The organism is Psychrobacter sp. ANT_H3 (assembly GCF_027919975.1).
Taxonomy (GTDB): Bacteria; Pseudomonadota; Gammaproteobacteria; order Pseudomonadales; family Moraxellaceae; genus Psychrobacter; species Psychrobacter maritimus.
The window spans coordinates 62,318-76,577 of the sequence record NZ_JAQISM010000004.1 but is presented as its reverse complement, the minus strand read 5'-3'; the positions used below and the strand labels follow the sequence as shown (position 1 = coordinate 76,577).

At 42.1% G+C, this 14,260-nt stretch carries 12 protein-coding genes; 2 read left to right on the top strand and 10 right to left on the bottom strand.

All coding sequences use genetic code 11. The features are described 5' to 3' along the window. Positions 1-55: 55 nt before the first annotated feature. On the bottom strand, positions 56-478 hold the full coding sequence (locus tag PG901_RS03115) for a YbaN family protein (RefSeq protein ID WP_271133472.1): 423 nt from the start codon (positions 476-478) through the stop codon (positions 56-58). A 470-nt stretch (positions 479-948) separates the two neighbouring features. Here PG901_RS03115 and PG901_RS03110 point away from each other — a divergent pair, with 470 nt between their 5' ends. Next, positions 949-3,021: a carboxypeptidase-like regulatory domain-containing protein gene (locus PG901_RS03110; RefSeq protein WP_271133471.1), complete on the top strand. Its 2,073-nt coding sequence runs from the start codon at positions 949-951 to the stop codon at positions 3,019-3,021. 86 nt (positions 3,022-3,107) lie between these two features. Here PG901_RS03110 and PG901_RS03105 read toward each other — a convergent pair whose 3' ends face one another. The 5 genes from PG901_RS03105 to PG901_RS03090 all read right to left on the bottom strand — a co-directional run bounded on the left by PG901_RS03105 (position 3,108) and on the right by PG901_RS03090 (position 9,224). Then, positions 3,108-4,403, bottom strand: a complete 1,296-nt coding sequence (locus tag PG901_RS03105; RefSeq protein WP_271133470.1) for a VWA domain-containing protein — start codon at positions 4,401-4,403, stop codon at positions 3,108-3,110. A 35-nt stretch (positions 4,404-4,438) separates the two neighbouring features. Beyond that, on the bottom strand, positions 4,439-5,362 hold the full coding sequence (locus PG901_RS03100; protein ID WP_271133636.1) for a RelA/SpoT domain-containing protein: 924 nt from the start codon (positions 5,360-5,362) through the stop codon (positions 4,439-4,441). A gap of 412 nt (positions 5,363-5,774) precedes the next feature. Further along, the gene (locus PG901_RS13685; RefSeq protein ID WP_082785718.1) at positions 5,775-5,945 is read right to left on the bottom strand and encodes a hypothetical protein; all 171 of its coding nucleotides are present in this window, start codon (positions 5,943-5,945) and stop codon (positions 5,775-5,777) included. Further along, positions 5,932-6,249 (bottom strand): hypothetical protein, encoded by a 318-nt coding sequence (locus PG901_RS03095; protein WP_271133469.1) that lies wholly within the window; start codon positions 6,247-6,249, stop codon positions 5,932-5,934. Before PG901_RS03095 ends, PG901_RS13685 begins: the two co-directional genes overlap by 14 nt. A gap of 17 nt (positions 6,250-6,266) precedes the next feature. Further along, on the bottom strand, positions 6,267-9,224 hold the full coding sequence (locus PG901_RS03090) for a valine--tRNA ligase (RefSeq protein WP_271133468.1): 2,958 nt from the start codon (positions 9,222-9,224) through the stop codon (positions 6,267-6,269). A 343-nt stretch (positions 9,225-9,567) separates the two neighbouring features. On the opposite strand from PG901_RS03090, the gene PG901_RS03085 reads away from it, so the two are divergent. Further along, positions 9,568-10,653, top strand: a complete 1,086-nt coding sequence (locus tag PG901_RS03085) for a formate/nitrite transporter family protein (protein ID WP_271133467.1) — start codon at positions 9,568-9,570, stop codon at positions 10,651-10,653. A 288-nt stretch (positions 10,654-10,941) separates the two neighbouring features. Here PG901_RS03085 and PG901_RS03080 read toward each other — a convergent pair whose 3' ends face one another. The 4 genes from PG901_RS03080 to PG901_RS03065 all read right to left on the bottom strand — a co-directional run bounded on the left by PG901_RS03080 (position 10,942) and on the right by PG901_RS03065 (position 14,006). After that, the gene (locus tag PG901_RS03080) at positions 10,942-11,865 is read right to left on the bottom strand and encodes a bile acid:sodium symporter family protein (RefSeq protein WP_201565043.1); all 924 of its coding nucleotides are present in this window, start codon (positions 11,863-11,865) and stop codon (positions 10,942-10,944) included. 376 nt (positions 11,866-12,241) lie between these two features. Further along, the gene (locus PG901_RS03075; protein ID WP_271133466.1) at positions 12,242-12,754 is read right to left on the bottom strand and encodes a YbjQ family protein; all 513 of its coding nucleotides are present in this window, start codon (positions 12,752-12,754) and stop codon (positions 12,242-12,244) included. A gap of 46 nt (positions 12,755-12,800) precedes the next feature. Continuing rightward, the gene (locus PG901_RS03070) at positions 12,801-13,268 is read right to left on the bottom strand and encodes a YbjQ family protein (RefSeq protein ID WP_271133465.1); all 468 of its coding nucleotides are present in this window, start codon (positions 13,266-13,268) and stop codon (positions 12,801-12,803) included. Between the two features lie 180 nt (positions 13,269-13,448). After that, positions 13,449-14,006 carry a UPF0149 family protein gene (locus tag PG901_RS03065; protein ID WP_201565040.1) on the bottom strand — a complete coding sequence of 186 codons (558 nt, stop codon included), beginning with the start codon at positions 14,004-14,006 and terminating at the stop codon, positions 13,449-13,451. Positions 14,007-14,260 lie beyond the last annotated feature (254 nt).

The window sequence follows — 14,260 nt, the reverse complement described above, 5'->3', positions numbered from 1 at the left end:
TTTCGTGTAACTAAGTGCAAAGATTGACTGTTTTTTGGCCCTATTTAGCCTATTTTTAAGCATTGGGCAGACGAAATAAAAACACCGCTACGCTAGTACAGACAACGGCTAGCAGCCATGCGACCCATATCATATCGGCAGGAATGTTAAAAAATAACATTATTGTTGATATGGTCATCATTATGGTTGCTAACCACTTCGCATATAGCGGTACGGCGCGGCGATCTTCCCAATCACGGACATATTTACCAAAGTATTTATGATTAATTAGCCAAAAGTGAAAGCGTCGTGAGCTACGCGCCCAGCAACCCGCTGCCAATAGTATAAAAGGTGCAGTTGGCATCACTGGTAACAAGATGCCAATAATACCCAAGACAAAAAATACCCAGCCTAGTATCAAAAACGTCCAACGTACGGTTGGGCTGCTATGCTGATTGGTCTTTGGTCGGTAGTAAAAAGCTTTTTTATTTTGGCTCATATAAGTGACGTCATTGGCTGATATTGATTGGTTGATATTTGATAAAGGTTAAACCGCTAAATCTCTAAATGAGATAGCTCTCTATATAACCACCTATATAGAGAGCTAAGCATGCAATAAAGGCTAAATCCGCTCAAGATTATTTTTGCATCTTTCTGTCATCTTTCGCACTGGCGAACCCTCAATCTGTAACTCACGAAACATTCACGCCTATGATTAACAAAATAATAGATAGCGTTTATTTTAATTACTAGAATATTGTTGAACTATAAGGCATAATTTCTTTGTTGCTAGTTTATGTTTATTAGTAACTATCCATATCAACATGTTTTACTTCTATCAAAAACACTGTTATCAAATTGCTTTCTACAAACGTGATTTTGACAGAGTTTTCTTCAATAAATCACAGAAATTAAAACCATTAAAATCCAAAGATAAACCAAGGCACTGTCTAAATAAGAGACTCTTTTATGACCAAATTCAACACCCTTACTGCCAGTATATTGTTTGCTGCTTTGAGCTTAACAGCTTGTGGTGATAACAATGATACAGTCGTTCAGCCCAATCTACCTGACACAAATACTCAAGAACAGCGTATCAGCGGCATGATCAAAGATACCAATGGCAGCCCTGTGGTAGGTGCTGAAGTCAAAATCGGTAAAAGTGCGGTGACTACCGATAGCGCAGGTACTTATTCTTTGAGCTTAGATAAGTCAGAGTCTGATGCAGTGATTTTAGTACGTAAGACCGGCTATCTGACGATGGCGCGTGAATTCAAAGTAGCGCCTAAGCGTTCGCATAAATTAGACATTACCTTGACTGTCGATCAAGTCACAAGCGCCTTTGCGACCAGTGCAGGTGTTAGTGAGCTACAAGTATCAGGCGCTAAGGTAAGCATCCCCGCGAATAGCATCGTCAAAGCAGATGGCAGCAGCTACACAGGTACCGTCAATATCGCTGCCAACTACTACAATCCAGACTCTATCGCAGGGGCACAGTCCTTTGCACAGCCTTTTGCAGGACAAAATGATGATGGCAGTCAGCAGACAGATCTGGTCACCGTCGGCGTCATTGATGTCAAGCTCACTGACCCTGCTACAGGCGCAGCGCTTAACCTCAAAAAAGGCACTCAGGCTACTTTAATCTACCCTAAAGTATCAACTGACCAAAACCTACCTTCTATCCCTTTATGGTATTACGATGAAGAACAAACGGTTTGGGTAAAAGATGGTGTTGCTACTCGTCAAACAGACGGTAGCTATAAAGGACAAGTGTCTCATTTCACATTATGGAATCTCGACATTCCTATTAAAGATTATTACGCCATATTAGAGGGCTGTGTGATTGATGCTAAAACCAAAAAACCTTATGTAAAAGATGATTTTGCTGGTCAAGTGAAAGGACGCGGCAGTTTCTTTAGTGCTGGCGATGCGGATAGTGAAGGTAAATTTAGCATAAAAGTACCTTTTAATACCCCTTTGACCTTATCACCTTATGGGTATTCTGTTCGTTTTAACCCTATACAAATTCCTGCCTTGGCACAAAATGGTACTTATTCAATCAATAACGGTAATTGTATTGAAATAAAGAGTAATAACGATGATAGCGAGATAGATCTAAACAATAGTGATATGGGCGGAGTATTTGATGAGCTACCGTTAGCGCCTGTGCCTGTGACTCCTATACCTGTCATACTAGATGCGCCATTCCAGCCACCAACAGAACAAAATACAGCGGGGTTGATCGGTTATAATTTTGATTTTACAACTGACTCAAATGCTGATTCAGAACTTGAGAACATCTCATTTAATACCTTAAGCACTAAAAATAATAACTCACTTAATATCCTTGAAAAATCATTGTACCTAAAACAATATTACGATGATTTCGAAGCCGAAAGCGTGCTTTTGCTGACGGCGAATGGGATTAGCCCTCAATTTAGATTCTTTGTGACGGCGGATGGAGATCTCAATATAGAACAGCTTAATACTATATTTGTAAATAACAAATATACCCAAAGTCTGAGCAATGGATTTATATCGACGGGCACTTATACTGACGTTTCTCTGAGTGGTCAAAAAATAGGTAGCGTATTCGCCCTTGAAAATAATGACGATTACTATAATGACATCCCTGATAGCGTAATCAATAAACTAAACAACTTACCTAATTCATTAAGCGTGTTTAGCAGCGGTGCTAGCTGTAAAAAAGCACTCACTGGTAGCGTCAATGTCGACTCTATTGATCTTGCTTATAAACTACCTAACTTAAGCTTTGAGCAAGCGATAAAAGACTTTAGCAATGCTAAAAGAGGTACATGGGCAGGCATCCCTTGGGTTGCTGAAGTAAGAGATGTCAACGATGAAGATGATGATTCACCAGTCGCTGTCGTTAACTATAATAATGAAGTGTATGCTGCTACTTATAACGAGGCTCGTCTAGGGGGTTTAAAAGAATCAGAGAAGGATGATTGTGCTTTTTATAATGAAGTCGCTAAGAATCAGATCATGACTGCTTTACGTACGGCTTATCCTAAGCTTTAAAATATCGTAACTGCCCTAACATTTAACCAAAAACCGCTCACAATTTAGGCTGTGAGCGGTTTTTTTGTTAAACATGCTATCCTAATTTATTTCGCTATCAACCCTATCTCACGTGCTTCTTTTAGCCAGCTTGGAAACTCTTCTAGCATGTTTTCATACAAGGCTTCTTCGCTAACATCATCCAAATCATCTAATTCAAAAAAGTCACAATTATCAATCACACGCCCTGTCATGTCGTCTAGTTTTTTTAGGATGCCATAACCACGACCACCTAAGCCTACAAACTGCCAGAATATCGGTAGTTTCGCGGCTTCCGTCATGACTCTGGTGATACCGCGATTGTCATTCACCCCGCCATCACTGATAAATAGCACGTAGATAGGCACATCCAAGCCGTCTTTTTGATAAAAGTCCGTCACGGCTTTCATAACTTCTGCTTCGTTATTCACACGCGGGCCAAGTGCCCATTTCCGCCAGCCGCCGTGAGCGTTGTCAATGAAGCCTTCATAGTTACTCAACCCAATCTCACCCAAATACTGCGGGTCTCGGGCAAACGCCCAGCAGTCTAGCGCTTGGTCGTCATCGAAGCTCACTGCCAATGGCAATATACGGTTGACCACTTCTTGTACGCGGCCTTTTTTGTACTGTCTGTTCATTGAACCTGAGGCATCTAACACCAGTGCTACCTTTGCGGTTAATTGCTGCAATTGGCGTTTTTCAAGCGATATCGTGGCTTTTTTGGCCAGATTGACCAGTGTTGGGGCTTTGTCTAGCATGACCTTTTCGAGCGATGGTTTTACTTGCACTGGCGTGGCGATCGCCTCTGCTGCTGTCGAGCTGCCCTCTTCTACATCACCACCGAAGTGCTGCACAATGGCGGCAAGTCCACCATTAAAGCCTTGCGCGACGTTAGATACTCGCCAAACGCCACTTTTACGATACAGCTGCATCAGCATACTGGCTTGCTGCTGGGCAAAGTCTGCTGCTTGATACGCTGCCTGCACCTTTTGCGACTGCTGCCAAATGCCAATCTCTAACGATTGAATTTGATTCAGCGGGGTATCGGCTGATAATACAAAAAACAAGCTGTCTATATTCGCAGCCATTTTGGATAAACTGACTTCAAACTCGGCTTGGATGCCTTTACTCACCGTCGGCTGCGACTCGTAATGGGTGAGCTTGATTTGCCCGCACGGTGAGGTTGGCTGATTATAAAACACCATGTAATCATCATTGATCAATTTGCCCGCTGCATCTAAGGCAAAGCAGCTGATGTCCATCTCTATTGGACTTTGGCGGGTAAACTTAAGCGTGATTGACGCGGTATCGTCAATAGCAAGATTGCTTACAGGCGCGCGTTGTCCGACGGTGAGATGGTTCATGGTGTTCCTTCGATCTATTTGAAAGGTTAGAAAATTTAGCTCAAGTTGGATGCATAGTCATTCAATCTATTGAAGTATCTTTTTAGAATAATTATGAATTCAGATACATCTATATAAAAATTCGGAAAAGCCTTTCTCAAGTTAGTTAAATTTGTAATTTCAACGAATAAGACTTGGATTTGATCTGTATAATTCAGCTCCTCTTCTAACCTGATATAAAGGTCATTAACAGTTTTAGATGCTGCTTTAGGATAAGTTCTCACGATACTTTCTTTTTTAATGTAGTCAATAAATATAATTGCATAATCATTCTTAGAAGTTTCATTTAGCTTATAGCTTATATCTGAAGTCATATTATTAAGAAGCACTAGTAGTTCTGTTATTTTTAACTCTAACATTATTTCTTTGAGCCGTATAGAACCTCTGATTACCTCTTCCGCATCATCTATAGTAAGGTATTTACGGCCACTTTCAAATTTCTCAAACCATGAAAATATATAAGAAGACTCTTTAAAAAAACTCTTCCAGTCTTTTTCGCCATCGCCGCCTTTGAAATTTACTCCCATATAAGTTCCTATAGTCTCTACCACAGTAGACCATGCATGCTGTGACTTCGTCCTAACTTGTAACTCAAATAACCTCCTGTACTCTATTCCTCTATGTTTATTCGTTATCTCGAAAGCTATATGGTAGCTCCTATATCCATCTTCTTTAGGTTTTTTTATATAATTAAACTCTTTAACGATAGAAATATTTCTACCTAATATTTTACCGTCTTGTAATAACTTAACTACCTTTGCTAATTCTTTAAGATCATTGACTACAAGCCTTACACCTACAATATCCTGCATTTTGGTAAGTCTCATACCTTCACTTTTGACTAATTTTTGTTTTATTGACACTAGCCTTTTTAGTCGTTGCCCTGTGTAGCAATTCTTAAGATCAAGGTTTTTGACGATTCTTTCTAGTAGTTTTGAAGCTATATCTAATACATAAATATTGTGGGAGCGCCATTCTCTTATTACTTCGTGAGCCTATCCGCTATTAAAGTCTTCAGATATAAGCTTATATACGTTGTTGTAGTATGTGTTTGACTTCATTCGAAGGTACTCACTATCCAATATAAATCTTGTTATATTTAAGAAAAACTAAGAAGAATATATTTGTCACTAAATTTGGAAAACATTTTATATCGACTTCGTTTTAAATGACAAAGTAGTAGAGACATACATTATGACAAATCATAGCACACAGATATTTATTAATGGTATAGATATGAACTCTGAAGTAAATAATTAACCAGTAGACAATAAAAAACGCCATCACAATTGTGACGGCGTTTTTTTATTTATAAAGCTATTATTATAGCAACTACAGATTCTTCAACCCTTCCATCTGCGCCGTCAACTGCCCTTCTAACTCAGCCAACTTCGCCTTCTCAGCATCGACTACTTCTGCAGGTGCTTTACTGACGAAGCATTCATTACCCAACTTACGCGAGATACCTTCCTTCCGCTTGCTTAAAAAACTATTTAAACCCAACCAAAACCATCACAGTTACGCCCAACCCTAACCAACCAAAACCCTTTGTACCTTGTACTGGTATCGTCGTATTTATTTCAGGAAATAGAATAGCGCCATACGATACTAGAGGTAATATCATCAGCAAGGTATCAATATGGCGATTCGTTGAGAAGTATGGAGGATTTAAGAATAGGTAAACAAGCACATATACCACCATAAACACAGTGGCGAAAATAGCATGCTTATCTAACGGCTCATGACGATTCCAATAGAAATATAGAATCGCCATGATTAAGAACGCAAGTATTAAAGTTATGGCCATTATAATGATTGCTTAGACTACAAAGCCTTCAACTCTTCCATCTGCGCTGTCATCGCCGTCAACTGCCCTTCTAGCTCAGCCAGTTTAGCCTTTTCAGCATAGACCACTTCCGCAGGCGCTTTACTGACAAAGCCTTCATTACCAAGCTTGCGGGCGATACCTTCGGCTTGACCTTTCAACTTATCATATGACTTACCTAAGCGTGCCAGCTCAGCCGTTGGATCGATTAGCCCTTTCATCGGTACAAGTACACGTAACTGACCGACCATACTTGATGACGATAGTGGCACTTCATCGCCTTCTTTGACGATCTCTAGGCTCTCGACTTTGGCAAGCGCTTTAAACTGGTTTTTGATACGTGACAGACGCGCATCTTCGTCGCTAGAGATATTTTGTAGTAGCACTGGCAGACGTACGGCATTACCCAGTTTCATCTCACCACGGATATTACGCACGCTGGCGATAAGCTCTTGAAGCCACGCCATATCAGCCTCAGTTTGCTCACTGATTTGGGCAGTATCGGTTTGTGGATAGTCAGCAACGACAATGCTGTCGGTATTCTTACGACCCAGTAGCGGCGCAACCGTCTGCCAAATTTGCTCGGTCAGATAAGGCATGATTGGATGGCTAAAGCGTAGCGCCGTCTCTAGTACGTGTAGCAGCACATAGCGGATTTGCGCTTTGCGCTCGTCCGATACCGAGTCATCATTAAGGCTGGCTTTGGCAAGCTCAACATACCAATCACAGTATTCATTCCAGATAAACTCATAAATATCATGACTGACCATATCGAGGCGATACTGGGCAAAATGCTGATGGATATTGCTAATCGTCGAGTTTAGACGACTCATGATCCACTTTTCTGGTAATTCCCAAACATCCATGTTGGCCGCTTGATCGATGGCTTGTGCGTTACCTTCTTTATCGACACAGTTCATCAGTACAAAGCGGCTGGCGTTCCAGATTTTATTACAGAAGTTACGATAACCTTCGACACGCTTTAGATCAAAGTTGATATCGCGACCAGTACTGGCAAGCGAGGTAAAGGTAAAGCGCAGCGCATCGGTACCGTAAGCTGGGATACCTTCTGGGAACTCTTTACGGGTTTGCTTTTCGATTTTGGCGGCGTCTTTTGGATTCATCATATTGCTGGTGCGTTTTTCAACCAGCGTTTCCAGATCTATACCATCGATCAAATCAATCGGATCTAAGACGTTACCTTTAGATTTCGACATCTTTTGACCATTGCCATCACGTACCAGACCATGCACATAAACGGTCTTAAACGGTACTTGCGGCGTGCCATCTTCGTTTTTGACAAAATGCATGGTCATCATGATCATGCGCGCAACCCAAAAGAAGATGATGTCGAAACCGGTGACCAACACGCTGGTTGGGTGAAAAGTTTTAAGCACGCGTGGATCGGCGTTAGGGTCTGCCCAATCAAGCGTACTAAACGTCCACAAACCCGAGCTAAACCAGGTATCAAGCACGTCATCGTCTTGGCGCAATTTGACGTCGTCGCTTAAATTGTACTTAGTGCGTACTTCCGCTTCATCACGGGCAACATAAATCTCACCTGTCGCGTCGTCATACCACGCAGGGATACGATGTCCCCACCATAGCTGACGGCTGATACACCAATCCTGCAAGTCGGTCATCCACGACATATACATGTTTTTATATTGCGCAGGGACGAATTCAATACGGCCATCTTCTACGGCATCAATCGCAGGCTTGGCAAGCTTACTGACGGCAACATACCATTGATCGGTCAACCACGGCTCAACGATCGTACCGCCACGCTCAGCACGCGGGGCTTTGAGCGCGTAGTCTTCGATATCTTCTAGCCAGCCTTGCTCGCCCGCTTGCTCAACAAGGAATTTACGCGCCGCAAAACGCTCAAGCCCTGCATACTCACTCGGCGTGGTTTCTAATGTTGGCTCACGTGTTTGTAGATCAGGATAAACTTCCATCGCTGGCAAAATGTTAGCGCGCTCATCAAGGATATTAATCAATGGCAAGTTATGACGACGACCAAGTTCATAGTCATTAAAGTCATGGGCTGGGGTGATTTTTACGCAGCCGGTACCAAATTCGATATCAACATAATCATCGGCAACGATAGGCACAATGCGACCAGTGATTGGCAAGGTAATGGTTTTGCCAATCAAATGCGCGTAACGCTCATCCTTTGGATTGACGGCAACGGCGGTGTCACCCAGTAAGGTTTCAGGGCGCGTGGTGGCGACGACCAGATAGTTTTTACCCTCTTGGGTTTGCAACTCTTTATCAGTGAAATGATAGCGGAAATGCCATAAGCTACCTTTTTCATCGACGTTTTCTACTTCTAAATCCGATAGCGCCGTTTGGAACTTAGGATCCCAGTTGACCAAGCGCTTACCACGATAAATCAAACCATCGTCAAACAGACGCACGAACACTTCTTTAACCGCATTCGATAAGCCATCATCCATGGTAAAGCGCTCACGCGACCAATCGACCGAGCTGCCAAGCCGGCGGATCTGACGGGTGATATTATCGCCCGACTCTTCTTTCCATTCCCATACTTTATCTATGAAGTCTTCACGCGTCATATCACGGCGCTTGATACCTTGAGCCTCCAGACGACGCTCAACGACCATTTGGGTGGCGATACCAGCATGATCCGTACCTGGCTGCCAAAGCGTATTGTCACCATCCATGCGGTGATAACGCGTTAGGGCATCCATAATGGCATTATTAAAGCCATGACCCATATGTAATGAACCGGTGACGTTCGGTGGCGGCAAGGCGATAGAGAATGACTCGTCTTTATCAAAGCTTGGCTTAAAATAACCACTGTCTTCCCAGCCTTGATACATGCCCGCTTCGACATCGCTTGGATTGTAGGCGTTCTCTAATTGACTTAAGGCGGCTTGAATAGATTCGGTCAGGTTGCTCTTGGTATTTTCAGGGGTATTAGGAGTACTCATAATAGAATGGTCTTTTATTAAAAATGAATGTGGTCAAACAAAGTTATCGAAAAATAGGGAAAATAATTAATAGAGTGATTTTAACGCAGATGGGCAGATTTTGTTAGATACTAAGGTAATTTATCAGCCTTACAGCGCGTCATTGCGCCACTAACACCAGCAAATAGCAGCAAATACCAATAAACAACCGCAATCAGCTGAACTTCCCACAAAATAAATCCTAGTCGTGTTATAAAATACAGGTGATGCGAGAACTTATATAGTTATCGTATATAGCTATCGTATAGCATGATAAATGGCGTCTTTATCCTAAAATAATAATCTGATAAATAGCGAGCCGACCGTGTCCCAAGAGACTGAGCACACCTATAACAATAGCAGCCATTCTAAAGCTGACAACATAGATGATAAGCGCTTGATTGATGAGAGCGCTAATCATCCATCTAGTACTAAAAATAAAGATATTAGCGATGCGGATACGCCAGACGATACTAATGCAAAAGAAAACTTGGAATACGAAGACTTCTCTGAGGATATTAGCAAAGAAGACCAAGAAACCATCAAAAAAGTCGCTAATGATGACAATTTAAGTCAAGCAAAAAGCTATGCCAGTATCTTAGTCGAGCAAGTGATGGATGCCAGAGAAACTTTTGAGCGCTCACTTGGCTCACTATTTACCAGTGCTTTTACCGCTGGCCTTGAGATTGGCATCAGCTTCTTTATGATTTTAGCGGCTTTTGCGCTATTGAGTGGCGTGCTACCGAGCCATTATGCGGTTGTACTCGCCTCCCTACTTTACCCGATTGGTTTTATCATCGTCGTCATCGGTCAGTCGCTATTATTTACCGAACAAACCTCACTCTTAAGCCTACCTGTGCTCAATAAAATCGAACCGCTCAATAAGCTGCTACGCCTGTGGGCCATTGTCATCGCTGGCAACGTCGTTGGTGGCTGTTTATTTGCGGCATTAATGATAGGTTTAGGTTTAAATATGCAGCTATTTAGCGTCAGCGACATTGATATTTACGCCGAGCATATCTTAGGGTTTAGATGGTGGGTAATATTTGGCAGTGCTATCTTGGCAGGCTGGATGATGGGCGTTACCGCGTGGCTTGTAACCTCAGCGCGCGATACCCTTAGCCGCATCGTCTTGGTGACGCTTATTACTGGCAGTATCGGCTTTTTGGGTTTGCATCATAGTATCGTGGGTAATATCGAAGTATTCTCAGCCTTGCTCTATGGCAATACCGTCAGCTTGGGGCGTTATTTGCTATTTTTAGCTGTGGTGTTGGTCGGCAATACCGTCGGCGGCGTGGTATTTGTCGCAATACTTAAAAACCGTACCTTCCTATTCGAATTAGCCAAAGTAAAGGAAGAAACAGCTAAGGATAAGTTAGAGGCAAAAAACAATATCCGTGGACCTTACTAGAGACAATCAGCACGGTATTTTTAAATCGGGCGCGTAAATTCCACAACCGCTTTTAACTATAATAATTCCATTGAAAAACAGTACAAGGCTGCTGGGATAAATTTTACGCAGCCTCGAGAGTGCAAAGCACACAGCAAGCAAGGAAAATTTACCACAGTAGCCTTTTATAACATTTGTACTTATTTTATTTAGCACTGACTATATCGAAAGCGGTTATGCAGCTTTATAACTAAAAAATTATAATCGAGCAATTATGCCTGAGTAATTATACAAATAACTCATCCCTATTTACAGCATACGCGCTGCCAACACACTACTTTCTATCTCAGACTTTCTTAACTTATTGTGCCGAGCGCTAAATATACGCACCAAAATGCCTGCCGTTAGGAACATTACCAAGGTATAAATGGCGGGCATCATCGACATATCATAGTTAGATAATAGCGTTAATGCCATAAATATCGATAAAGTACTGTTTTGTAAACCGACCTCTAGCGTGACCGAAGTTCTTTGCGCTAAGTTAAGGCCGAACCATTTGCTACTATAATAACCGAGCGCCATGGTTGAGACGTTTAATAATACTGATACAGGGCCGGTCGCGATAAAGGCATCGACAATGATATCGCGTTGCACATAACCCAAAAACAGCACTAAAAACGTTAAAAATATCACCCCAAATCGAGACACATAGACTTGTGAGCGATCGGCAACTTTTGGGGCGTAGCGTTTAATCAGCATTCCGATACTAATAGGTACAATCGTCAGCACCACCAAGGTAAGCACGGTTTTTACTACCGGCAATTCAAACTCACTACCGCTGCCCATAAAATAAATCAATGAAAAACTCAGCACAATGGGAATGGTAAATACGGTAATAACGCTGGCAATCGCTGTCATCGTCACCGACAGCGCCACATCACCTTTAGCCAAATAGGTAAATAAGTTTGAGGTAGTGCCGCCCGGACACAGAACGAGGAGCATAACCCCAACGGCGTATTCTGGGCGTAATGGCATGATATTAGCTAGGGCAAAGCCAATGATTGGCAACAGTATCAGCTGATTGGTCAAGCCAATACCGACAGCTTTTGGGTATTTTAATACCCGTTTAAAATCATTGGTAATCAGGGTCAAACCCATACCCATCATGATTAAAAACAAGCAAACAGGAATAACAACGGTATTTACTAAGGTGACTAGAGCCAGACTTTCCATAACTACATCCCTGTAGATAAGACCTATTGCTAGGTCAGTTTATAATGATTAAATGATGCCTGATTAGCAATCCTTGCTAATGCTTATAGATAACGGACATCACCCGTTTTAAACAATACTTATTTTGAACGATTTTTTATAGCATCTTTCATAGCAATGTTATTGCTAACTATCAACAATAATTAAGAATTAATAAAGGGAGTATATAGGTCAAAAGTCAGGTTTAGCTGTTTTATTCAACGACTCACCAGTCAAATGCGGCATATAGAGATTGAGTAGGAATAACAGAGGTTTAAACGGGGTCATTTACGGTGTAATTTTAGAGAATTAGCGCTAAATACTACTTTTAGTTAAATAGCTATGACGGTATAAACGCTTATTTTTTGGAAATATTGATGGAGGCGTCATTAGGCGCTTTAGTAGGATTTTCAGTACTAACCACTGCCGTACCATAGGCAATGGCTTCGACCATGCTGCCCAATTGATTGATATTACTCACTTCAAGACGTAAACCATAGATATGGTTATAGCCTTTTGCCTGTGCTTGAGTGCGCATACGTACCAATGCTTCACGGCGAGCGCGGTCAAGCAAGGTTTCATAAGTGGTCAGATTTTTGCCAAAGATACTTAAGATGCGCGCTATGACCATTTTAAAATAATCTTGTGCAATCACCACGCTGCCCATGACCAGCTGGCCCTCAGTATCCGCAGCAAGCTTCGGCACATAAAAGCGCTCGCTTGAGACAATAATATGACTGAGTTCTTGCTCTGCGACTCTTAATTGCGCCAAATGCTGCCGCTCATGCCGCGCCCCAAAAAACCAGCCCAGCACAAACAGAACGATAAGCGGCGCGTAGTTCATCAGCATTTGGGTAAGAGAGTTATTCATGGGACGTCTCGTATCATCAAAAAGCGTTGCCGCTTTTTATGGTTCATTAACCAAAAGGGTTGAAACGTGGCAAATCATCAGCAACGGTGCTGGGCGACTGAGGCGCTGCGTGGCTGTGATTATGACTCTGATCATTATTATGATTATTGAAATCCGTATGACCAGAATGATTGCTCGGTGGTTGCTGAGACAGCGGGACGGCTTTGACCGCTGTACCATAGACAAACAGCTCTGATGCACCTTGGGCAATGCTCGAGGTCGAAAAACGCAGGCCCACGACCGCATCAGCGCCCAAGGCTTCTGCCTTAACTACCATACGATCTATCGCTTCTTGACGTGATTCTTCTAACAGCTCGGTATAAGCCGTCAACTCACCGCCGACGATGTTTTTCAGCCCAGCAAATAAGTCTTTACCAACATGCTTTGAGCGCACGGTACTGCCATATACGACATCTAAGCGCTCGGTAATCTGATAGTTGGGTAAGTGCTCAAGATTGGAGAGTTGCACAGTCATAGTACAGCCTTATCGGTGACTTATAGGGAGTTCAATGAATATTTAGGGATTCAGCAAATAGTAAGGAAGAATGCTTATCGACAGTATTAATTTATAGACAGCATCTACTGGGATAAAGATATCCAATAAATGCCGTCTATTTAGCTATATGTTCGTCCGTCTGTTTATATACAAACAGTTCTAGTCGTTGGTATGAAACAATAAAAACAGTTCAGTCAAATTACCTTCGATACTATTGGCCATTTGCGCCATTTTATCTTCATCGGCACGCATTTGCGCAAGCTCAGGATCTTCATCATCGATGCCACTGAGTACAATCATCGGCAAGGTTAAGACCGCTACATCTTCTGCAGTTTCTTCATCTTCAAACCAATCACTGGCTTCATCGCCATACATCGCATCGACAAAACCAATTGACCAAGCTACGATATCTGACTCGTCTGAAAAATCGACCGCCACTTCTTCGTTACCGGCATCTTCACCAAATGGTAGCTCAATCGGCGTCTCGTTTTTTAGTTCCGCCATAATCGATTCGCGCCAGCGCTGGATACCGTCGATAACATTTTCTGGAATTTCACTGACATGACCTTCAAACAATGCTTCTATCCAATTTGGCAACGGACGGCCAATGACAGTCGCGGTCAAAAAACCATGGGTGGCAACACTATCGAGCACAAACGCGCTTTCTTCATTGTCCAAATAGTCTAATAATTCATCGAAACTGAGTGGGTTATTCATAGTGTGATAGTCCTTGGAGGATAGATTACGTCAGGCGCAATAAATAAGTTATGAAATACAAGAAATATAAAAGGCGGGAAAGCTAAAAATCAAGGTAGACAACAACAAAAACTGTCTGAACGCATAAAACCTGTCCAAAGCACTTTTATAAAATATGTCTATTGAAGAACGCTGATTGCCGCGTTATTTTTAATAAACCAATAGCATTAAGAAGAATAGCATCAAGAAGAATAGTATTTAGAATAATAATACTA

What these genes read in the sequence shown, in the direction of transcription:
- PG901_RS03090 (WP_271133468.1), bottom strand. Translation starts at nt 9,224, where the DNA reads ATGAGTACTCCTAATACCCCTGAAAATACCAAGAGCAACCTGACCGAA.
- PG901_RS03075 (WP_271133466.1), bottom strand. Translation starts at nt 12,754, where the DNA reads ATGAATAACTCTCTTACCCAAATGCTGATGAACTACGCGCCGCTTATC.
- PG901_RS03080 (WP_201565043.1), bottom strand. Translation starts at nt 11,865, where the DNA reads ATGGAAAGTCTGGCTCTAGTCACCTTAGTAAATACCGTTGTTATTCCT.
- PG901_RS03110 (WP_271133471.1), top strand. Translation starts at nt 949, where the DNA reads ATGACCAAATTCAACACCCTTACTGCCAGTATATTGTTTGCTGCTTTG.
- PG901_RS03095 (WP_271133469.1), bottom strand. Translation starts at nt 6,249, where the DNA reads ATGGCCATAACTTTAATACTTGCGTTCTTAATCATGGCGATTCTATAT.
- PG901_RS03065 (WP_201565040.1), bottom strand. Translation starts at nt 14,006, where the DNA reads ATGAATAACCCACTCAGTTTCGATGAATTATTAGACTATTTGGACAAT.
- PG901_RS03070 (WP_271133465.1), bottom strand. Translation starts at nt 13,268, where the DNA reads ATGACTGTGCAACTCTCCAATCTTGAGCACTTACCCAACTATCAGATT.
- PG901_RS03105 (WP_271133470.1), bottom strand. Translation starts at nt 4,403, where the DNA reads ATGAACCATCTCACCGTCGGACAACGCGCGCCTGTAAGCAATCTTGCT.
- PG901_RS03115 (WP_271133472.1), bottom strand. Translation starts at nt 478, where the DNA reads ATGAGCCAAAATAAAAAAGCTTTTTACTACCGACCAAAGACCAATCAG.